Here is an 18,559-nt window from a genome sequence, read left to right on the forward strand (position 1 = left end):
CTTGCTTCTGTATGCCTATGTAATGAATGGAAGCTTCTGCGCACGGTATAACAAAAAATATCGCGATCGCGACCTACGGTCGCTTCCAAAAAAGAACCCCGCTTGAAAAAGCGGGGTTCGTCATCAATCTGACAGCAACTCATTGAGTTGCTGTTTTGTGTTAAGTGATTTGAAATTTGAAAGACTAGTGGATTAACTGGTTTAGTCGAAAATCATTTAGCCGAAGATCACTGTGTACAAGAAGCCTGCGCCAATCGCCATACTTAGAATAACCACTAGGAATGCCGCAATCATTTGGTTCTTGAAGATAGACTTAAGCAAGATAACTTCTGTCAAACTTGCACCCGCACTACCGATAATCAACGCCATTACTGAACCCAACGCCATGCCTTTTTGTACCAATGCTGCACTTAGTGGGATGACCGCTTCAGCACGAATGTACAAAGGAATACCAATTACTGCCGCTACAGGAATCGCATACCATTTACCCGCACCAGCGTATTCCGCGATTAGGTCAGTTGGAATAAAGCCGTAGATAAATGAGCCAATCGCAATACCTAGCATTAAGTAAGGCAGTACTTGTTTAAAGTCTTTCCAAGTTGAAAGCCAAATACGCATCCAACGGCTTGGTTGTTTGGTTTCAACCATAGTTGCAGTCGCGGTACCGTCAGTTGAGCAACAAGAGACTTTCACTTCAGGCTCTGGTTTTGAACTTGTGCAGCAGCTAGTCGGTGCAGGCACAGGCTCAGGTTTAGTGCAGCAAGACGTTGTCGCTTCTACTGCTGGTTTGCTATCGCCACAGCTTGATTTGCTAGAGCAGCTTGATGCATTCGCAGATTCGTAAGCTTCAGGTTTTACGTAACGCTCAAAGCCCAGTTTTTCCAACACATAACCCGCCACAACCGATACTGTCATTGCGATAGCAAAGTAGAACAACGCCACTTGCCAGCCAAATGTCACTACGAATAGGCCAATAATTACTGGGTTAAGTAGTGGGCTTGCGAATAGAAACACCATCATCGGACCAAAACCAGCACGAGCACGTAGCAAACCTTTTAGGAAAGGAATGGTTGAGCACGAGCAGAACGGTGTAATAGAACCTAATAGTGCCGCGATAAAGTAACCTTTACCGTTACGCGAACTTAGGATCGATTGGATCTTTTCCGGGGTTAGAAATTCTTGCAACACACCTACGATGTAGCTGATTGCTAGGAAAAGGATAATCAATTCCACCGCTAAAAACGCGAACATGTCTAGGGCGTCGCGTGCCATTGTCATCAATTCATTACTCATAGGAGCCTCAAATTCTGTTTAATTTCGAAGTTTCTCGAATTATAGAAATGTTTCGCTAATGATCAAGTGTTATTTCGATAAAAATCGAAATAAATTTATTAGGGATAGCTAATGAACTTGTCTTTTTTAGGGGGATTGTTTTTAGAATCAGTGGGATAGTAAGGTTTTGGGTTCTGTTTGAGCTTGAGTATTGCTGTATGAGTATTGCTGTATGTCCCGCTTAGTAGTGTGTTGCTCTCTTTCACTCTGCGACAAGCGGTCCAGTTACTCTTTGTCTTGCCGTGATGGCTTGCCACTCATACGCTTTTGAGCGATAGACTCAACCTTTGTCATTCCACGCGAAGGCGGGGAATCTGGCTTTTGTTTTTGTTGATTTGGTGAGTTAGTTAGTGGGTATGTCCCGCTTAGTAGTGTGTCGCTCTCTTTCACTCTGCAACAAGCGGTCCAGTTACTCTTTGTCTTACCAAAGAGTAACCAGAAAGGCGCTTTAGTATCTTTGACGTGGTCCGGTCGGTTTTAGGCGTTCCCGACGCCGAAAACCTAAAAATGCTGTCCTGCATTTTTACCTAAAGTGATGCATATCTTTGGCTGAGTAGAGTAGTCTTTTTATAAGTAAATGGGCGACCAGTATCGAAGTATGGTTGTAACTCAGATTTGCCCCAAAACGGTCTAGGAAGTAAATCTATAAACAATTCAATCTTTCATTTTTGCATGGATATAGAACAAAGTTGTCTATTTTTGAACCTTAGAGTGCTTCGTAGAATAGTGCCATCAACTTGATAACACATAATGAAGGTTTGCTATGAGCACATCACAATTAATTCTTGAGCTATCTCTTATTGGCACGATGCTACTCGTTACGGGTATTTTTTTGGTTCGTAGCTATGACAAAACCGACAGCGTAGGAACAAAAGTTCAAAAGATCCTAACAGGTCTACTTGGCGCCTTTATGGTGATGGCGGGAATGGTAAAATTCTTTGACCCGTTCACGGCTATGTTTGCAAAACAAATTGCACTGAGTGAACTGCCTTTACCAACGTTGTCTCGCTGGGCTGGTCAATTAGGTGAGATTTTTGCAGGTCTACTGTTGCTTGTGGTGATGATTGGTAATAAGGCACTTGCAGCACCGATTAAAGATAAAGCCATAGAGTTAGCAACGCTATTAACGACAGCAATTATGATCGTTGCAGTGTATGTTCACCTACTGCCAAATGTGCCTGCCGAAGTGCTACCGCTTCAGTCTAAACCACCTGTAATGACGCTGACTATTCTTGGTTTAGCGTGGTTGAATGCATTCTTATATTTTCGTAAAAAGTAATCGCTAAAGTCACATAATAAACGCCAGATTAGTTCGTCTAGTCTGGCGTTTTTCATTTCATAAATATAACAACTACGAGTCTCGCTCTGAGTGAATCGAAGCCAGAAATTCAGCAGATTGCCCAAACCGTTCAAAAATCATGTCCCTAAAGGCAACCACTCTGGTCGCTATCAGCTTTCTGTCTGCCCACACCAAGAATGCTTTACCCGTTGGGTATTCAAGTTCTGGCAACACCTCGACCAACTCTTTTCTATCTGCATGCTTTTCAAAAGCTGCTCTTGGCATCATGCAGATCCCAGCACCTGCCAATGTCGCATCAATATTTAAACGTAGACTGCTGATTGAGTAACGAGGTTGATAGGGAATACGGAGTGTTTTGCCATCTTCTTTAAGCTCCCAATATGGCAAGTTATTACCTGAGAGTAGCTGATGGTTAATTAACTCTTCTGCTCGTTCTGGCTGACCATGTTTTTCAATATAGCTGGGTGATGCCGCGAGCATTAATTGTGATTCAAACAACTGACGCTGTATTAAATGATTGGCATGAGGAGGCGTCGTCGCTATCGCAAGATCAATCTGCTCATCAAAGAAACGTTCTGTACCTGCGCTAAATTGAATGGTGACGGAGACCTCTGGGTGAAGCTGCATAAACTCAATCGCCATCTTTTGCAGGAAATTATCAGCAAATGGCTCAGGGCAAGATACTCGGATTTCACCCGTTAATACAGGCTGACTATTCGAGATCTGTGTCCATTCGTCATTCAGCTGCATAAATAGGGTAGCGAAGCGCTGGTAATATTCGTCACCAGCTGTCGTGAGCTGGAACTGTTTTGCATTACGGTGTACCAGTTTTTCACCCAGTTTATCCTCAAGGCTTGCTACAGCCCTTGATAATGTTGGGGCTGAAACGTGTGTTTTAAGGCTCGCTGCTGCAAAGCCACCGCACTCGACAGATTGGCAAAACAGATAGAGATTGGAGATGTCTTTTGCTTTCATAATTGATCGCTCTTGAAGATTGCACTCTGAGTTAATCATTCAAATATGAAAGATTCAAGTTCAATGTTGTCTGTTTTTGATCGTGATGGACGGGGCTAGTATGACCCCATCAGTTAGCCAATCAAAGTCAGGCATAAGAGAGTCAATCATGAAAAAGTTTTCACGTAAGTTCCAATACCCATTAATGGTTTCTATGGTTTTACCTACTATGCTTCTTAGCATGCCAGCCATCATGGTAGCTAAAACACTGCCAGAGAACGGCGCATTCTTTGATGCATGGTTAAACGCAGTTTCACAAATGGTGCCATCTGCACTGTTAGTTTTAGCCCTTGTAGCACCAACTGTTCGTCTTTTCGTAACCAAAGTGCTGCTAGAGCCAGAAGCAAAATAAGTCAGTAAAGTTAACAAGTTAAAGAATAGGAAAGAGAAAATGAGTGAATTCAAACTACACACTGTTGAGTCTTCACCTGAGAAAAGCAAAGCAATTCTTGAAGGCGCACAAAAGCAAATGGGTATGATTCCTGGTCTTTACGCAGTAATGGCTGAGTCTCCTCAAATCCTAACAGCGTACACGCAACTGCATCAGCAATTCACTAACACATCATTTGATGCCGAAGAACTAACAGTGGTATGGCAGACCATCAACGTTGAACACGAGTGTCACTACTGCGTTCCTGCACACACTGGGATCGCGCACTCAATGAAGGTTGATCCTGCATTGATTGAAGCACTGCGTAAGGATGAAGCAATGCCAACAGAAAAGCTTCAAGCTCTGAAAGACTTCACTCTTGCAGTAGTTCGTGAGCGTGGCAATGTATCAGAAGCAGAGCTAGCGGCATTCTTTGCGGCAGGTTACGGTCAGCAACAGGTACTGGAAGTGATCCTTGGTCTATCGCAAAAAGTGATCAGTAACTACGTCAACCACGTTGCTCACACGCCAGTAGACAAAGTATTTGAGAAGTTTGCTTGGTCAAAGAAATAGTCCCACGTGCTAGATTTCATAGAGCGAAAGAGTAAGTTCGCTCTTTTTTACGAAAATTTGGATGTTGAGATAGAAAGTGCTATTCGAGTATCCGAAGAAGTTGAGTGTTGGTTGATAAGGTTTGATAGTCAAACATTGATGCGTTAGAGCTTAAAATTTAACGCGTTTCTATCCAAAAATGATTTACTCCAATAAACCACAACCATAAGCAAAAATGCAGGACAGCATTTTTAGGTTTTCGGCGTCGGGAACGCCTAAAACTGGCTGGACAACGCGTGCTATACAAAAGCGCCTTTCTGGTTACTCTTTGGTAAGACAAAGAGTAACTGGACCGCTGACAACGAAGCTAAAGTGATCGACAGACTTTTAAGCGGGACATAACCCATTGACCAACCAAACCTCTTGATAAACTAACCCACCAACTAAAATCAAAACTAAGATTTCTGCCTTCGCGAAAATGACCTACTTTTAGCCCCACAACAAACAACCCCACGCTTTAAGATTGCATTTAAAATACATTTCGACTATTGTGGAAATATATAAAGAATCGGAGAACACAATGGAACTAGAATGCGTTGCTAAAGCCCTTAAAGAGCTTGGGCATCCGACTCGCTTGTCGATCTACAAAAGCGTCGTCAAAGCGGGTCATCAAGGTATTGCAGTGGGTGGCTTACAAGAGCAGTTGGATATCCCAGGTTCAACGCTATCACACCATATTGCTAGCTTGGCATCTGCTGGTTTGATTAGTCAACGCCGTGAAGGTCGCACCCTGTTCTGTGTCGCTGAATATCAGTGTTTGGAAGGTGTGATTGGCTTTCTGCAAGCTGAGTGTTGTGCAGATGAAAAGTGTCAGTAATTCACTGAACCTTGATGAGGTTTGGCGTCAGTATCAACATTCACTCAAGGCGTTTTTGCACAGCAAAGTCGCCAATGAGGCTGATGTTGAAGATCTGCAACAAGAGATTTTGATAAAAACTTATCAAAGCTTGGCGGATGTACAAAACGAATCCAGTGTGAAGTCTTGGTTATTCCAGTTGGCGCAGCGAACCATCATCGATTTTTATCGTAAGCGTGCTCGTACTCAGCGCGATAATGATCTTCAAGCGGATGATTTGTGGTTTGCACAAGCCCCGGAAAGCGTTGAGCAAGAACTGGCAAATTGCATTGCGCCATTTATTCAAGCATTGCCTGAGTCGAGTGCTGAACTTCTCGGTAGCGTTGAGCTAGAGGGGGTGAGCCAAAAAGAGTTGGCTGAGCAGCAAGGCGTTAGCTACTCCACCCTGAAATCTCGCGTGCAAAAGAGCCGTACAGAGCTGAAAAAGCTGTTTGAAGAGTGCTGTGAGCTTGAGTTAGACAAACACGGTAACGTGGTCGATTACCATCAAAAAGGCAAAGCTTGCTCGCGTTGCTAATTTTTCCTCGGACAAGGGAAAAGTTTCCATTTTTATCGAAATCATTTCATCTTTCAGTTTTAACCGTCGTCTTAGGGATGTAAGCGAAACCCAATTACTCGGTTTCGCCCCCTAAATAGAGAGATGAAAGATGATCAAAATCGTTAGCTTTAAAATCTGCCCGTTTGTTCAACGTGTCACTGCAGCGTTAGAGGCAAAGCAGATCCCTTATGAGATTGAGTTTATTAGCCTAAGTGATAAACCGCAGTGGTTTTTAGACATTTCACCGAATGGGCAAGTACCACTGCTTGTGACTGAGGCTGGCACGGCTCTATTTGAATCTGATGCGATTATTGAATACATCGAAGATGAGTATGGTCCGTTAGAACAAGGCATTAGCAACGAACAACGCGCGTTAGATAGAGCGTGGAGCTATTTGGGTGCTAAGCACTACTTGGCTCAATGTAGCACCATGCGCAGTAGCGATCAGGCGCTGTTTAGTGAGCGACTTGCCAATCTGCAAAAAGCGTTTGCGAAAGTTGAGCAGCAGCTAGGCGAGGGCGCGTATTTTAAAGGCGAGCAACTGAGTAACGTTGATATCGCTTGGTTACCATTGCTGCACCGCGCGCATATTATTAAGCAACATAGCTGCGTTGATATGTTGCAAGGTTTTCCTAAGGTACAAGCTTGGCAGCAAGCGTTGCTTGAAACTGGTTTGATGGCGCGCTCGGTGCCAGAAGATTTTGAGCAAGTGTTTGCTAACTTTTACCTATCAGAGCAAACCCATTTAGGGATGGAGAAAGTGCAGTGCAAAGGCGAGTCAAACTGCTGCTAATCTGTTGCTAGAGAATGAAAAAGCCCCGCAAAATTAGCGGGGCTTTGTTGTTTGAGAGGTTGAGTTACAGCTTAAAGCTTAAAGCTACCCACCATGCTGTCTAGGCGTTGTGATAGATCTTTAAGTTCTGCACTGGCTAGCGCCAACTCTTCAGCGGTGCTGGTGGTGGCTGAGTTAATCGCATTGATTTCATCAATGTTGCTATTGATGGTGTAAACCACGGTCGATTGCTCTTCTGTTGCCGTCGCCACTTGCGTATTGCGATCTGAAATATCGTGGATGCGTTCTGAAATGCTACGCAGCACATCAACCGCTTCGTCAGATGACGCAACCCCTTCATGAGTCACCGCTTTACCTGCTTCCATCGCCATTACGGCATCTTTAGCATCGCTTTGTAGCTGGTTAATCATCTTTTGGATTTCATCGGTTGATGATGCTGTGCGGCTGGCTAGATTGCGTACTTCATCAGCAACTACGGCAAATCCACGACCTTGTTCGCCTGCGCGCGCCGCTTCGATTGCTGCATTCAGCGCGAGTAGGTTGGTTTGGTCGGAAATATCACGGATCACATCGAGAATCGAACCGATCTCTTGAGTGGTTGCTGCAAGCTGCTCAATCACCTGACCTGTGTTATCAATATCCAACGCTAAGCGGCTTATCGCCTCTTTGGCGGTGTTTACAACGCTTTGACCCACTTGGGTGTTGTCGGATGCAAGAGTTGCTGTCTCAGCTGCTGTAGCTGCGTTAGACGCGATTTCGCTGATGGTAGCTCCCATTTGGTTAATCGCGGTGACTAACTGAATGGTTTGGTCATGCTGCTGTTGGCTATTATCGTGTGTAGAGTGAGCGCGATCCGATACGCTATCCGCCGCCACTTGCAATGCGTGGCTGGTGAACGCCACTTCTTTCATCGATTGGTGAATTTTATCAATAAAGCCGTTAAAGCCTTCTGAAAGCTGACCGATTTCATCACGACTTTTCACTTCAATGCGTTGTGACAGGTCGCCGTCACCTTTGCCAAGGTCGCTAAAACGTTGTGCGATAGAACGAATTGGACGCGTGATGCTATTGGCTAACAGTAAACCCATAAAGATAAAGATTGCGGCGATAACCGCCGTTGTCATCACCATCTCTTTCGCAACATCGGCAAGGTCAGCGAACACTTCGTTCACTGGCACTACGCCAACTACATACCAATCCATTGATGGCACATAAGCGCTAGAAACGAATACGCGTTGCCCTTGGTAATCCGCCTCGATTAAATTGAAGTGGTGCTTATTAAGCAAATTGGTCGCGTTGGCGCCATAGAGTCGAGAAAGTGTTGAATCAGCCATCGAGCGATCACGATGGATTTTTACCGCACCCTGCGCATCGGTTAGAAACACAAAGCCGGTTTGCTCGATTTTAAAGTTGTTGAGCAGAGAGACCATATCGTCCATCGATTTCGATAGACCCGCCATGGTTAAACCATGCACGAGTTGGTAGTTAGTGAACATCTTCACTTCACCAGTCGGCTCTTGGAAAATACTAACAGAGGTCTGTTTGCCTGATTGAGTGAAACCAAAAAACCAGCCATCTTGCTGCTGATTCAGTTGGCGCAAGAAGCCATTTTGGTTCCAGTAGTACGCGGTTTGGCGATTAGCTACCGAGGCATCATTCAGTTTATATTGCTGGCGAACATTGTTGAGTTCTTTAACCAACATCGCTTGAGTGGTGGTGTCTATTTCAGTGCCATCAACGGCATGCTTAATAAACTCATTGTTGGTGAGCTGTTCCGCTGCGAGTAGCATTTCGCTGACTTCGCGATCGATTTGGCTGCTGATGTCATCCAGCAGTGATGGCAGTTCCACGTCGATCAGATGGTGCTCGATTACACTGCGAGATTGGTTGTAGGCAAGAACGCCCATGATGATCGTTGATGCGAGCACAGCGAAAGTAATCCCGGCAACAACCTTTTGTTTGATGCTAATTGAATTCAACTTCATTGGTTCATCTACCTTGTTATAGCGTGTCATATGGTGATGATTGGGTTCGCCTGCTTACCCTAATAGGCGGTCATCCGTTCGTAGATAGTTCCAATACGCGTAAGATAGCGGCAGCTCGTTGCATTTCTTTACAAAAAAATGAGAACTAAATTTATTTGTCTTGGAATTTGAGTTTGGGTATTTGCAAGGTGACCAGAAGGAGCTGATGTGTTGAGTGCTATAAGGTAGAGATGACACTCAAGCCGAGTTGAATTTCGGCTTGGGTATATTAGTTATTTAGAAACGCTTTATCTAATCTATCGATGGCAATAGTTAAGGCATCAACGCCCAGTTTGGCGATTGATTTCTCTACTTTTGATAGCTCGGTGTACATCAAAAGTAGTTCGGTTTCATCAAGATGCTCTGCGTGCAGAAGCAACTCTTTGTACTTAATTAAGCGATATTGAGATTGCTTCAATGCGGTATGAGTGTCTTGTTGTTTGCTTAGTGATCTCAGTTCCACATATGCAACCAGATCTGCTATGTTTTTTTGCAAATTGCGAAGGTCAATTTCGCAACTTGCATCAAAGATATTCTTTTCTTTTTCCATGTCTAGCCAACGTTTCCGCATCTAAGTGATTAAAAAGTTGGGCTATTTTGGGTTGCTGCGGGACGGGGTAAACATCATCTAGTTAACATGGTCTAGTTATTGCCTTTATTAGGTCAAATATGTCCGTTTAGGGTGGTGATTATGATTGATCCTATTGTGCAAGTGATTACAACCCGCAGAAAACTTGCCAAGTTAACACGTCAACAAATGGCAGATGTGGCCGGAATGAGTTTGAAGACTTATCAGCGTATAGAACGAGGGGAATCCGATATGAAAATGTCTCAATATCGTTCGATCCTTCGCGCATTGAACTTAACCGATTTAGATATCGCTCTTGATGTCAAAGAAATCCAGCCATTTACTCATGCCGATTTGTTGGCTGCGGCTCGACTGCTTAGCCCAGAGGCTCAAGCGATGTTAGTTCGCTTTATTATGCAGGTTGCCAAGAGGTAACTGTATGTTCCCTGCCGTTACGGTCACATTGTTGGTGTTGTTAGAAGCGCTCGTTCAATTAAACCACTAACATTGATATAGCAATGAGAGTAGGGAGTGCGATTGATGAAGTGGCAACGGATAGCTTGGTTATTAGTTTTAATTTTGTCTTCCTCAATATGTCGAGCCCAGACAGACCAACCATCAATTGATACACCCTCTGAACCTTTGGTAAATATTAATGTGTCGCTCGAACTCGATGGTATCGAGCGCTCACTTGATGCGACTAAAGATTCCCTAGATCAAATTGGGTTGGCGCTAGAAAAAATATCGTCGAGTGATAATTTGACGGATCAGCAGAAGCAAGTGCTTGGGCATACTTTAGATAATCTCGATCAACTGGTATTGCTATCAAGAGAGTCGATTGAGCAACTGCCTACCGCGTTTAATCAAACCAGTGCCAAGATGATCTCGACCAGTCAGAATTTTATGGATGATTTGCAGACTAAAGTGATCATCGTCGCTGTCGCGATTGGCTTATTGCTTGTGGTGGCGCTAGCGGCCATTTACTGGTTTGTGTTGCGGCCATTACAACAAGGGCTGGTTAAGGCAACGACCAACATCTCATCGATGGCAAAAGCGATTCAAGTTACCGCTCAGGCGCTAGAATCGAGTACCGCTCAACAGCAGGTGATTATGCAGCAGTTGAACCAGCAATCTAATCGGCCGCCAAGGGCTAGCACTGAGTAAAATTTGACCTTTGTGACACGAATTTGTAGTCTGAACCGACACTTAGACCCATCCTGTTAGCAGTTGATGGGTGTTAATCCCTGTTGTATTGAGTAGTGGAGAAAGCGATGGCGGTTCGTTATTGCTCAAATTGTGGAAAAACGTGCGAGCACAAAGAAATCATAAAACAGAAACCTTCACCTTATGGCAAAAGCCGTAAAGAGCAGTTTAAAGCTTTTTTGTCTGGCTTCTTTTCGGCTGCCACTTTGAGTGCGCCATTAGCTTCATTGGATCTGATTGATCGCTATGAGCAGTGCTCTCATTGCCAGCATATGACGCTAGACAACAAGGGCGAAGAGTTTCAATAGCTGTATTAATAGCTGTAGTTACACGAAATAGTGAGAGACAAGGAGAGCGTCATGAGTTACCCAATTGAAGGGAAATGTCAGTGTGGTCAGGTAACCTATCAACTTAAAGCCGCGCCGCAGATGGTGGCAGCCTGCCATTGTACCGAGTGTCAAAAGCTTGCGACGGCGCCGTTTAGCGTGACAGCTGTAGTGAAAGCAGAAGATATTGAATTTAGCGGCGAGATGGGTGAGTGGAGTCGCCCAACTGACAGCGGTAATATCAATGCCGCGAAGTTCTGTACGGGTTGCGGCAACCGCATTTACCATCTCAATCCACAAGAGCCTCAGCTGATCAAACTTAAGCTTAAACCGGTCGCGCTTGAAGATGATTCTATCTTTGAACCTAAGGTGCATGTGTGGGTAAAAGAGAAGGTTTCTTGGTATCAAATTCCTGAAGGCGTTAAAGCCTTGGACGGTCAACCTTAGACGGTCAGCTTTAGAGAGTAAAACAGCGTCGCTAAGGACGCTGTTTTATTTGAGAGAGCGAGTCAGATTAGATCTTAAATTTATTCAACTCTTGGTGTAGTTCAGTGGCACCAAGAGAGAGCTCATGGCTGATTTCAACCGATTGCGTCATGGTATCCATCACATCCACCGCGGTGTCATTAATGATCACTACGTTACGGTTAATCTCTTCTGCCACTAGGCTTTGTTCTTCAGCCGCTGAAGCGATCTGATTGTTCATATCGTTGATCACTTCAATCGCTTGGTTGATTTCAGATAGTGCCATTTGAGCCGCTTGAGTTTCGCCTTTGGTGTCTGCCGCTTGTTGTTGGCTCTTCTGCATCAAACCGACAATGTTCTGTGTGTCTTGTTCTAGACGCGCCAGCATAGTGCGGATTTCCTCCGTTGAGCTTTGGGTGCGATTAGCGAGGTTACGCACTTCATCAGCAACCACGGCAAAACCACGACCAGCTTGACCCGCGCGAGCCGCTTCAATTGCTGCATTGAGTGCTAGCAAATTGGTTTGCTCGGCAATGCCGCCAATCTCAGTCAAAATGCCTTGGATATTGGCGCTCGATTCAGCCAAGCAAAGGGTTTGCGCCTGTGCGTGGTTCACTTGGTTTGCCAGATCTTCCATCGCAACGGCTGCATTATCCATGCGATCCATACCGCTACGGCTGCTAACTTGCACTTGACCAGCAGCGGTTGCCGCCTGAACTGCTGAGTTGGCCACTTCTTGGGCTGCCGCGGTCATCTCGTTGATCGCCGTGGCGAGAGAGTTGACTTCGTTTAGCTGTGCATTCAGTTTCTCTTTGGCAACCTGTCCGCTGGCTTGACCTTCACCTGCGTGGTGCTCCACTTGCGTTGCGGTCTGCTTGGCGGTTTTAATCATCTCTTGCATGCGAATTAAGAAGGCGTTAAACCATTGTGCCAACTGCGCAGTTTCGTCTTTGCCTTTCACTTCTAGACGGTAAGTCAGGTCACCATCACCTTGTGCGACATCTTTAAAACGCTCCACTAGGTTCGCTAATACGCGTCCTAATGATGAGGCAATTAAGGTCATGGCAATCACGCCTGCCAACATCGCTAGTACGCCTGCCCAAATACCTTTCTCCAGTGCGCTGCTGTTCATCTCATCGTTCCAGTTTGCGAACTCAGTGATGCTTTTTTGTAGCACTTGGGTCGGAACAGAAACAATCACCACCCATGGTGCGCCTGAGGTTTTGATTGATGTGATGGCATACTCTTGACCATTTTGCGTCATCATGCCGATATCCGCTTGAGTCGCGAGATCTTGGATATTTGACCATTGCTTAAATAGCTGGCTTGGTACCTTTTTACCCACCGAGCTTGGCAGGTTACTGTTCGCCAGCGTCGCCCCTTTCCACGAAGCAATGATGATATTGCCCTGTCCGCCAAACAGATCGCGTGAAAGCAGTTCACTTTGACCTTGTAGCTTCTCGAGTGATAGGTCAAAGCCCAGCGAGCCAATGATTTTACCGTCTAAACGAATTGGTTGGCTGATGGTGGTGATTAGCTCTTGCTTACCACGCACCGGGTACATGTAAGGCTCCATCACAAATGGACGACCTGTTTCAAATGGCGCTAAGTGCCATTCATCGGTGCGTTCGCCATTGGCGTTAAGCTGGGTATTGGTAAAGCTTGCCATGCCCAGCGCATCAAAACCACCTTGGCTATTTGGCGAAAAGAATGGAGCAAGGTAACCATCTGGGCTAAATGCAGCAGCAACCGCAGCTTCACTTTCTGGCGCCCAAGTTTTCTCTTCAAACACTAAGTAACCCGCGAACACCGCTTCATCTTGCGCTTTGAGTGCGGCGATAAAATGGTTAACCAGAGCGTCGGCACCAGCTTTATCCGCGGCACTATGCTCCATAATTGAGCGTAACTGGCTTAGGCTGCGCGTAACAGGAAATAGCTCAGTTGCGATGGTTTTGCTCTGCTCTGAAGCGGTAAAGCGTAAGTGAGATGTGGTTGCTTCAGTCAGTTGGGTGGTTACTTTTGCTGAGATTTGCTGGTTTACGTCGGTAAACGCATTAGTGGTCATGCCCATGGCAATAAGCAGGGTAAAGCCCATTGCCGCACCAGCGGTCACAGCAATTCGAGTACGAATACTATTAAACATTCTCAATTAACTCTCAGTTATGTGAATTTATTATTTTTGTGTGATTGGGCGGCGATTATAGCGGCAAGAGTTGAATGAGTTATTTGCGTATGTGTTTGATTGTTAATGGTTTAAATTGGTTTATGAATGGGATTGTTGGTGTGCTTGTATTATGGCAGTGAGAGAGTTTTCATATTCGGCGTAGGAATTTTCCTAACTATATGAATTTTAATAAACATCTCTCAGTGATGGCAATAATGCGCCGATAAATTGACGCATGACTCGTGCAATGATCACAGAGGAAACACTCGAAATTATTTGATTATTTAGTGCGTTAGGTCAAATTTTAAATTGAGTGAATCGATGTTTTGCGCTTAATCCAATCCGCCGTTAAACTCACCCGGTTTCCTGTTCTCTATTAGGTGTTTTGTGATTATTCCATCAGCAGCAAGCTCGATTATTGTTCTCGACTTTGAAACCACGGGTCTTTCACCGCAACAAGGTGATCGCGCGATAGAAATTGGTGCGGTTAAATTGCACCAAGGTGAGGTTGTCGACCGTTTCCAAAGTTTGATGAATCCAGGCTTTCGCGTGAGTAGCTTTATTGAAGGCTACACCGGTATCACCAACAATATGCTAGCGACCGCGCCAAGTTGTGCTGAGGTGATGGATGAGTTTGCTGACTTTATTCAAGGCAGTAACTTATTGGCGCACAATGCCTCTTTTGACCAACGTTTTCTGGATGGTGAGTTACAGCTAATCAACCGCAACTACGATGGTAAGTTTGCTTGTTCACTGTTGGTTTCAAGACGCCTGCATCAAGAGAGTAGTTCACATAAGCTCGGTGATTTGGTGAAGTACCATCAAATTGCCAATGATGGCGTTTTTCACCGCGCGTTAGCCGATGCCGAAATGACCGCACATTTGTGGCAAGCGCAGTTGGCGACGGTGCAAGAAAAGTATGCGATTGCTGAGCCGAGCTTTGATTTAATGGTCAAAGTAGGCAAAACCTCGAAAGCGGTGGTTGATCAGATGCTTCGAAAAGAAGCGCAGAAGATAGCGAATAAGCTGAGTTTGTAAAATTCGTTTAATCATTAAGCAAGCGCGCAATCTAAGATCTCATTGCTAGTTATTGGCATATGCCAATAACTAGCAATAATAGAGGCACAGTGAAGTCACCTATTCCGAGTGCCCATGATATACGCTATTCCTAGTCGCAACGCTGAAGTTGCCAATCACTTCTCTCGCTCTCCGCAAGTGCTGATCGTTGATGATGAGCGTAATACCCATCAACTTATTACCTTAGTGGAAACCCCTTCGCAATGTGGTAAGAAAAAACAGTGGATGGAAATTCTCGATACCTACCAAGTTGATGCGGTGGTCGTCCGAGCGATTGGTAAAAAAATGCTGCAACGCCTGTTTGACCGACAACTAACCGTATTGGTATCCCCGGCAAAAGTGCCCGTGCAAGAACTCGACTTTGCCAATTTAGAGCAAGTGAAAAGCTTGGAATATGGCAGAGAGCCACGTAAGCAAAGTGGCTGTTGTGGCAGCAAGCCAGCAGCTAAGCCATCGCTATTGGCTCGATTAGCACCGGCGAATTTTGCTAAGATCACTAGGATCGGCAAATGACGCTAATACTGACTGTGCTGGCTTTTGTGGCGATTATTGCTTTGATGGCGATTGGCGTGATGTTCTCGCGTAAGCCAATCGCTGGCAGTTGCGGAGGGCTGGCTTCAATTGATATTGAACGCGAGTGCAACTGTGAAGAGGTGTGCGCGGAACACAAAGTGCTGTATCAAATTCAAGAGCCGTCTAAATAGCAGCGAGATCTGGCATCTGCTGTTTATTAGTTAAGTTATTTGCTCAGTACCAGCGCATGACCATTGACTAAGCAATGTGCCACTTTGTTTCTTGCTCGCTTAACAATATTGCCAAAGGTTTGGCGAGATACCTGCATCTGGGCTGCGGCGTCGAGTTGGCTCAATCCTTCCTGATCCGCCAGTCGCAGCGCTTCCAACTCCTCTGGTAGCAGCTCAACTTGCTCTAAGTCAGTCATCGGAACCCCGTTTGGCTTAAAACATGAGTAAGGGGCGCGAGTGCAGATTTCGCGATGGATTTTAGGTCGAGCCATAACTATTTCCTAAAGGCTAGTACGCCATGAAGCCAATATTTCCTCACAATCACGCGGATTGCGTGGTTTGCCAACAGCCATTTTTTGCTGATAACACCCTTCAGTTCACAACCGTTGAACTCGGTGTGGTTAGAGCTGAGATTGTAACAACAGATAGGGTGCAAGGCTACGCTGGTATTATGCAAGGCGGCTTAATCACAGCCTTACATGACAGTGCGATGCTGCATTGCTTGTTTAGCATGGGCATCACCGCAATGACTGCCAAATTAGAAACTCGATTTCATCAACCAGTTCCGGTTGGTGTCAGTATTGTGGTGGAGGCGAGGTGGCTCGCCACCAAGCGCAACTTGCATCAACTGAGCAGTCAAATCAGTGTTGAAGGGCAGGTCTGTTCGAGTGCTAAAAGTCAGTTTTTATCGCTACCTGACACCAATTAACTTCCCCGTTTTCCTGTGAGCTTTCCGTGTTAGCATAGCGATATCATTTTGTAATCAGCACAGCAGAATAGCGCGCAGCTAATCAATACAGGGAGAGCAGTCACGTGTCTCAACAGTACAAGTTATCAGGTGTTTACACAGGTAAAGTCGCCGAGCGTTTTGGTATGACGACCGCGATAGACAAATCACCAATTACGGGCGAGCTCTATTTGTCGGCGACTGGTTTGGAAGGCGACGAATGCGCCGAGACTAAATTTCATGGTGGTGTAGAGCGTGCGTTGCATCAATATCCTGCCGAACACTATGAATATTGGGCGAGTAAATACCGCAGTGAGCATACGTGGCAGGCGCCGGGTATGGGCGAAAACATCAGTACCTTTGGTATGTCTGAAGCCGATGTTTGTATTGGCGATCGCTACCAGTGGGGTGAGGCGATTATTGAAGTGAGCCAGCCACGTTCACCTTGCATGAAGTTAAGCCAGCGCTGGGGCGTTGAGAATTTCTCTGTGGATATGCAAGATGTTAGTCGCTGTGGCTGGCTATATCGCGTGATACAGCCTGGCGTGGTGAGTGTTGATGCGCCGCTAGTCTTGATTGAACGAGTGGCCAATCCGCTCTCTATCTTAGCGGTGTGTGAGCGCTATTTTGGTGACCCGCTTAATCCAGAAGGTCTTGAGCAGCTTAAAGCGCAGGAAAGACTTTCAAAGAGTTGGAGTGACAAAGTGCTGCAGCGCATTGCCACCGGTGAAGTTGAGAACTGGAATTTCCGTTTACTCGGTCACGCTTAAGGTGAAAAGAGCATAATGAAAAAAACGTGTTGACCCGTCTATCAGTCGAGGGTTGAAGATGCAGCCTGAACCACAAAGAGGCAAGAATATGTTAACGGTTACTCAACTGGCGAGAGAGTGCGGGATTTCGCGCACTACGATTTTGTACTACGAAAAAGAGCAGCTATTGCTGCCTACGTTGCGCAGTGAAAATGGTTATCGCTGGTATGGCGACAAAGAGATTGCACGGTTAAAAGCCATCTCATCTTATCGCTCCTATGGCTTGCCGTTAACCAGTATTCGCACTTTGTTGGACAAACAGGGGCAATCTCAAGCGACTATCTTGAAAGATCACTTTGAAGAGTTAGAGCGAGAGATCCAAACATTACGCGCGCAGCAAAGCGCGATTGTTGCCCTGCTGCAAGAACCAAATCTAAGAGAGGATAAGAGCGTGAATAAACAACGTTGGGTCGAAATTATGCAAGCCGCTGGTTTTACCGAAGCAGACATGGTGAAGTGGCACCAGAAGTTTGAAGAGATGGAGCCACAGGAGCATCAGAAGTTTCTTGAATCTTTAGCTATTGATGCTGATGAGATAGCGCAGATCCGTAAGATGTAGGTATCAGCCAAATCAAAGCCAGTCGAGTGACTGGCTTTTTGTGTTTTAGGTGCTGACTTATTGGTGGCTATTTCTGTTCAGTGCTATCACGTTGAGCCAACGAGTAAGGCACAAAACTGATGTGGTTTTTGGCGATGGTTTGGGTCTTTTCAATTAAGCCGTGCAGCAGCTCCGCAGCCATGCGGCCAGACTCGTGAAAGTCATACACCAGTGAGGTGATCTTCGGGTTGTAGTAAGCCGACATTGCCCCGCCGCCCACACCACACACACTGATGTCTTGCGGTACGCGGTAGCCATTTTCTAACAGGTAGTTAATCGCGCCGATTGCCATTTTATCATTCACCGCAAAGATGCTATCTGGCTTAGTTTGGCTATTGGTGAAAATGGTTTCGCACGCCTTATAACCACTCTCTACTGAGAAATCACCAATGCTCATCCACTCCGGCTTTGCTTGCATGCCGTGTGCCGCGAGTGATTCTAAGTAACCTTGTTTACGCTTTTGACCCACCGAGATATCCAGCTCAGACACACCAATAAAGGCGATGCGCTGGTGGTTGAGCGCAACCAAATGCGCCATCATATCTTTTGCCGCTGAGATCTCATCAAACAGCACGCTTGGTGAGCCATCGGTGGCGGTTTGTCCCATCACAACTAAAGGCACGCGCAGTTTCTTAATTTTAGCCTCGTGCTCTGGGGTGATGGTGGTCGCGATCAATATGATGCCATCCACCTGCTTTTCGGCGAACAGATCCAAAAACTCAACTTCTTTATCTACAGAGTGGTTGGTGTTGCCTAGGATGATCGAATAGCCTTTGTCGGCATAGTATTGGTCAATACCGGCAATGTTTTCACCTGAAGAGGTCGCATTGATTTTTGGCAAGATCACGCCGATGGTTTGGCTGCGTTTAGAGTGCAGGGCTTTGGCAAGCGCGTTAGGTCGGTAGCCCGTTTCATCGAGCACTTTTTGAATACGCTTACGCGCTTCTTCACCGACATAACCAGAATTGTTAATGACCCGGGACACGCTAGAGATAGAAGATTCTGCTAATTGCGCGATTTCTTTGATGGTTGGCATGTCC

At 45.7% G+C, this 18,559-nt stretch carries 23 protein-coding genes; 16 read left to right on the forward strand and 7 right to left on the reverse strand.

Annotated features, from left to right (window positions below):
* Positions 1-216: 216 nt before the first annotated feature.
* The gene (locus IRQ95_RS09135; protein ID WP_194436660.1) at positions 217-1,293 is read right to left on the reverse strand and encodes a permease; all 1,077 of its coding nucleotides are present in this window, start codon (positions 1,291-1,293) and stop codon (positions 217-219) included.
* Between the two features lie 802 nt (positions 1,294-2,095).
* Between IRQ95_RS09135 and IRQ95_RS09140 the strand changes: the two genes are divergently transcribed.
* A complete protein-coding gene (locus IRQ95_RS09140; protein ID WP_194436661.1) occupies positions 2,096-2,611 on the forward strand; it encodes a hypothetical protein in 516 nt (171 codons plus the stop codon).
* A gap of 72 nt (positions 2,612-2,683) precedes the next feature.
* On the opposite strand, the gene IRQ95_RS09145 is transcribed toward IRQ95_RS09140, so the two are convergent.
* Positions 2,684-3,607 (reverse strand): LysR family transcriptional regulator, encoded by a 924-nt coding sequence (locus tag IRQ95_RS09145; RefSeq protein ID WP_194436662.1) that lies wholly within the window; start codon positions 3,605-3,607, stop codon positions 2,684-2,686.
* A 148-nt stretch (positions 3,608-3,755) separates the two neighbouring features.
* On the opposite strand from IRQ95_RS09145, the gene IRQ95_RS09150 reads away from it, so the two are divergent.
* The 5 genes from IRQ95_RS09150 (at position 3,756) to IRQ95_RS09170 (ending at position 6,815) form a co-directional block, all read left to right on the forward strand.
* Positions 3,756-3,998 carry a DUF2798 domain-containing protein gene (locus IRQ95_RS09150; RefSeq protein ID WP_102778453.1) on the forward strand — a complete coding sequence of 81 codons (243 nt, stop codon included), beginning with the start codon at positions 3,756-3,758 and terminating at the stop codon, positions 3,996-3,998.
* Between the two features lie 39 nt (positions 3,999-4,037).
* A complete protein-coding gene (locus IRQ95_RS09155) occupies positions 4,038-4,589 on the forward strand; it encodes a carboxymuconolactone decarboxylase family protein (RefSeq protein ID WP_194436663.1) in 552 nt (183 codons plus the stop codon).
* Positions 4,590-5,148: 559 nt separating this feature from the next.
* The gene (locus IRQ95_RS09160; RefSeq protein ID WP_075649163.1) at positions 5,149-5,445 is read left to right on the forward strand and encodes an ArsR/SmtB family transcription factor; all 297 of its coding nucleotides are present in this window, start codon (positions 5,149-5,151) and stop codon (positions 5,443-5,445) included.
* A complete protein-coding gene (sigZ, locus tag IRQ95_RS09165) occupies positions 5,429-6,001 on the forward strand; it encodes an RNA polymerase sigma factor SigZ (RefSeq protein ID WP_194436664.1) in 573 nt (190 codons plus the stop codon). Before IRQ95_RS09160 ends, sigZ begins: the two co-directional genes overlap by 17 nt.
* Positions 6,002-6,131: 130 nt before the next feature.
* Positions 6,132-6,815 (forward strand): glutathione S-transferase family protein, encoded by a 684-nt coding sequence (locus IRQ95_RS09170; RefSeq protein ID WP_194436665.1) that lies wholly within the window; start codon positions 6,132-6,134, stop codon positions 6,813-6,815.
* Positions 6,816-6,886: 71 nt separating this feature from the next.
* Here IRQ95_RS09170 and IRQ95_RS09175 read toward each other — a convergent pair whose 3' ends face one another.
* Both IRQ95_RS09175 and IRQ95_RS09180 read right to left on the reverse strand, forming a co-directional pair.
* A complete protein-coding gene (locus tag IRQ95_RS09175; RefSeq protein ID WP_194436666.1) occupies positions 6,887-8,800 on the reverse strand; it encodes a methyl-accepting chemotaxis protein in 1,914 nt (637 codons plus the stop codon).
* Between the two features lie 268 nt (positions 8,801-9,068).
* Positions 9,069-9,389, reverse strand: coding sequence for a hypothetical protein (locus IRQ95_RS09180; RefSeq protein ID WP_194436667.1), 321 nt, complete (start codon positions 9,387-9,389; stop codon positions 9,069-9,071).
* 138 nt (positions 9,390-9,527) lie between these two features.
* On the opposite strand from IRQ95_RS09180, the gene IRQ95_RS09185 reads away from it, so the two are divergent.
* From IRQ95_RS09185 to IRQ95_RS09200, 4 genes are all read left to right on the forward strand, one after another.
* Positions 9,528-9,842, forward strand: coding sequence for a helix-turn-helix domain-containing protein (locus tag IRQ95_RS09185; protein ID WP_194436743.1), 315 nt, complete (start codon positions 9,528-9,530; stop codon positions 9,840-9,842).
* Between the two features lie 222 nt (positions 9,843-10,064).
* Positions 10,065-10,571, forward strand: a complete 507-nt coding sequence (locus IRQ95_RS09190; RefSeq protein ID WP_348541598.1) for a hypothetical protein — start codon at positions 10,065-10,067, stop codon at positions 10,569-10,571.
* Between the two features lie 107 nt (positions 10,572-10,678).
* A complete protein-coding gene (locus IRQ95_RS09195) occupies positions 10,679-10,918 on the forward strand; it encodes a hypothetical protein (RefSeq protein ID WP_194436668.1) in 240 nt (79 codons plus the stop codon).
* A 51-nt stretch (positions 10,919-10,969) separates the two neighbouring features.
* Complete coding sequence (locus IRQ95_RS09200) at positions 10,970-11,383, forward strand: GFA family protein (protein WP_075649157.1); 414 nt, start codon at positions 10,970-10,972, stop codon at positions 11,381-11,383.
* 67 nt (positions 11,384-11,450) lie between these two features.
* Here the strand turns inward: IRQ95_RS09200 and IRQ95_RS09205 are convergent, their stop codons facing one another.
* Positions 11,451-13,544: a methyl-accepting chemotaxis protein gene (locus tag IRQ95_RS09205; RefSeq protein WP_194436669.1), complete on the reverse strand. Its 2,094-nt coding sequence runs from the start codon at positions 13,542-13,544 to the stop codon at positions 11,451-11,453.
* 411 nt (positions 13,545-13,955) lie between these two features.
* On the opposite strand from IRQ95_RS09205, the gene IRQ95_RS09210 reads away from it, so the two are divergent.
* The 3 genes from IRQ95_RS09210 (at position 13,956) to nqrM (ending at position 15,346) form a co-directional block, all read left to right on the forward strand.
* A complete protein-coding gene (locus tag IRQ95_RS09210) occupies positions 13,956-14,603 on the forward strand; it encodes an exonuclease domain-containing protein (RefSeq protein WP_194436745.1) in 648 nt (215 codons plus the stop codon).
* Positions 14,604-14,717: 114 nt separating this feature from the next.
* On the forward strand, positions 14,718-15,155 hold the full coding sequence (locus IRQ95_RS09215; RefSeq protein WP_194436670.1) for a NifB/NifX family molybdenum-iron cluster-binding protein: 438 nt from the start codon (positions 14,718-14,720) through the stop codon (positions 15,153-15,155).
* Entirely contained in the window at positions 15,152-15,346 is a 195-nt protein-coding gene (nqrM, locus tag IRQ95_RS09220; protein WP_075649154.1) for a (Na+)-NQR maturation NqrM, read from the forward strand. Before IRQ95_RS09215 ends, nqrM begins: the two co-directional genes overlap by 4 nt.
* 35 nt (positions 15,347-15,381) lie before the next feature.
* On the opposite strand, the gene IRQ95_RS09225 is transcribed toward nqrM, so the two are convergent.
* Positions 15,382-15,657, reverse strand: coding sequence for a DUF134 domain-containing protein (locus IRQ95_RS09225; RefSeq protein WP_075649153.1), 276 nt, complete (start codon positions 15,655-15,657; stop codon positions 15,382-15,384).
* Positions 15,658-15,683: 26 nt separating this feature from the next.
* Here IRQ95_RS09225 and IRQ95_RS09230 point away from each other — a divergent pair, with 26 nt between their 5' ends.
* The 3 genes from IRQ95_RS09230 to IRQ95_RS09240 all read left to right on the forward strand — a co-directional run bounded on the left by IRQ95_RS09230 (position 15,684) and on the right by IRQ95_RS09240 (position 17,480).
* Complete coding sequence (locus IRQ95_RS09230; RefSeq protein WP_194436671.1) at positions 15,684-16,094, forward strand: PaaI family thioesterase; 411 nt, start codon at positions 15,684-15,686, stop codon at positions 16,092-16,094.
* A gap of 164 nt (positions 16,095-16,258) precedes the next feature.
* Positions 16,259-16,882: an MOSC domain-containing protein gene (locus tag IRQ95_RS09235; RefSeq protein WP_194436746.1), complete on the forward strand. Its 624-nt coding sequence runs from the start codon at positions 16,259-16,261 to the stop codon at positions 16,880-16,882.
* A gap of 88 nt (positions 16,883-16,970) precedes the next feature.
* Positions 16,971-17,480, forward strand: a complete 510-nt coding sequence (locus IRQ95_RS09240; RefSeq protein ID WP_194436747.1) for a MerR family transcriptional regulator — start codon at positions 16,971-16,973, stop codon at positions 17,478-17,480.
* 67 nt (positions 17,481-17,547) lie between these two features.
* On the opposite strand, the gene IRQ95_RS09245 is transcribed toward IRQ95_RS09240, so the two are convergent.
* Positions 17,548-18,555, reverse strand: a complete 1,008-nt coding sequence (locus IRQ95_RS09245; RefSeq protein WP_194436672.1) for a LacI family DNA-binding transcriptional regulator — start codon at positions 18,553-18,555, stop codon at positions 17,548-17,550.
* Between the last annotated feature and the right edge of the window lie 4 nt (positions 18,556-18,559).

Source organism: Vibrio fluminensis (genome assembly GCF_015278125.1).
Lineage (GTDB): Bacteria > Pseudomonadota > Gammaproteobacteria > Enterobacterales > Vibrionaceae > Vibrio > Vibrio fluminensis.

What these genes read in the sequence shown, in the direction of transcription:
- IRQ95_RS09150 (WP_102778453.1), top strand. Translation starts at nt 3,756, where the DNA reads ATGAAAAAGTTTTCACGTAAGTTCCAATACCCATTAATGGTTTCTATG.
- nqrM (WP_075649154.1), top strand. Translation starts at nt 15,152, where the DNA reads ATGACGCTAATACTGACTGTGCTGGCTTTTGTGGCGATTATTGCTTTG.
- IRQ95_RS09205 (WP_194436669.1), bottom strand. Translation starts at nt 13,544, where the DNA reads ATGTTTAATAGTATTCGTACTCGAATTGCTGTGACCGCTGGTGCGGCA.
- IRQ95_RS09180 (WP_194436667.1), bottom strand. Translation starts at nt 9,389, where the DNA reads ATGGAAAAAGAAAAGAATATCTTTGATGCAAGTTGCGAAATTGACCTT.
- IRQ95_RS09240 (WP_194436747.1), top strand. Translation starts at nt 16,971, where the DNA reads ATGTTAACGGTTACTCAACTGGCGAGAGAGTGCGGGATTTCGCGCACT.
- IRQ95_RS09200 (WP_075649157.1), top strand. Translation starts at nt 10,970, where the DNA reads ATGAGTTACCCAATTGAAGGGAAATGTCAGTGTGGTCAGGTAACCTAT.
- IRQ95_RS09230 (WP_194436671.1), top strand. Translation starts at nt 15,684, where the DNA reads ATGAAGCCAATATTTCCTCACAATCACGCGGATTGCGTGGTTTGCCAA.
- IRQ95_RS09175 (WP_194436666.1), bottom strand. Translation starts at nt 8,800, where the DNA reads ATGAAGTTGAATTCAATTAGCATCAAACAAAAGGTTGTTGCCGGGATT.
- IRQ95_RS09235 (WP_194436746.1), top strand. Translation starts at nt 16,259, where the DNA reads ATGACGACCGCGATAGACAAATCACCAATTACGGGCGAGCTCTATTTG.
- IRQ95_RS09155 (WP_194436663.1), top strand. Translation starts at nt 4,038, where the DNA reads ATGAGTGAATTCAAACTACACACTGTTGAGTCTTCACCTGAGAAAAGC.
- IRQ95_RS09245 (WP_194436672.1), bottom strand. Translation starts at nt 18,555, where the DNA reads ATGCCAACCATCAAAGAAATCGCGCAATTAGCAGAATCTTCTATCTCT.
- IRQ95_RS09140 (WP_194436661.1), top strand. Translation starts at nt 2,096, where the DNA reads ATGAGCACATCACAATTAATTCTTGAGCTATCTCTTATTGGCACGATG.
- IRQ95_RS09145 (WP_194436662.1), bottom strand. Translation starts at nt 3,607, where the DNA reads ATGAAAGCAAAAGACATCTCCAATCTCTATCTGTTTTGCCAATCTGTC.
- sigZ (WP_194436664.1), top strand. Translation starts at nt 5,429, where the DNA reads ATGAAAAGTGTCAGTAATTCACTGAACCTTGATGAGGTTTGGCGTCAG.
- IRQ95_RS09225 (WP_075649153.1), bottom strand. Translation starts at nt 15,657, where the DNA reads ATGGCTCGACCTAAAATCCATCGCGAAATCTGCACTCGCGCCCCTTAC.
- IRQ95_RS09195 (WP_194436668.1), top strand. Translation starts at nt 10,679, where the DNA reads ATGGCGGTTCGTTATTGCTCAAATTGTGGAAAAACGTGCGAGCACAAA.
- IRQ95_RS09160 (WP_075649163.1), top strand. Translation starts at nt 5,149, where the DNA reads ATGGAACTAGAATGCGTTGCTAAAGCCCTTAAAGAGCTTGGGCATCCG.
- IRQ95_RS09170 (WP_194436665.1), top strand. Translation starts at nt 6,132, where the DNA reads ATGATCAAAATCGTTAGCTTTAAAATCTGCCCGTTTGTTCAACGTGTC.
- IRQ95_RS09135 (WP_194436660.1), bottom strand. Translation starts at nt 1,293, where the DNA reads ATGAGTAATGAATTGATGACAATGGCACGCGACGCCCTAGACATGTTC.
- IRQ95_RS09215 (WP_194436670.1), top strand. Translation starts at nt 14,718, where the DNA reads ATGATATACGCTATTCCTAGTCGCAACGCTGAAGTTGCCAATCACTTC.